Here is a 252-nt window from a genome sequence, read left to right as displayed (position 1 = left end):
AAGCTTTTGGATGTCTCTCCACTTGTCAAGGGAGCTCTCTCTTCTCGTTATTCCAAAGTAGCCGGCACAGCCTGGGCCTTTGAGCGTAGCGATACCGCGGCCAACGAAAGCTCTTATAGCATCAACTCTTATAGCATCAACTGTCTCTGGCGGATCTGTTATGAATGTATCAAACTTCCTAAGTGCATAATCTGGTAGAGGCTTTCTTAAATCGAATGTGAAAATCTCAATATTGCTGTAGCCGATTTCATC

Annotated in this window: 1 protein-coding gene; it reads right to left on the bottom strand. The window is 44.4% G+C overall.

Translation table 11 applies throughout. The features are described 5' to 3' along the window. Positions 1-252: bis-aminopropyl spermidine synthase family protein (locus E3E24_RS12615; RefSeq protein WP_167916131.1), on the bottom strand; the 252-nt coding region annotated here is incomplete at both ends.

Source organism: Thermococcus sp. LS2, from assembly GCF_012027375.1.
Taxonomy (GTDB): domain Archaea; phylum Methanobacteriota_B; class Thermococci; order Thermococcales; family Thermococcaceae; genus Thermococcus_B.
Note: the sequence above shows the minus strand (reverse complement) of the source record. Positions and strands in the feature narration are given on the sequence as shown.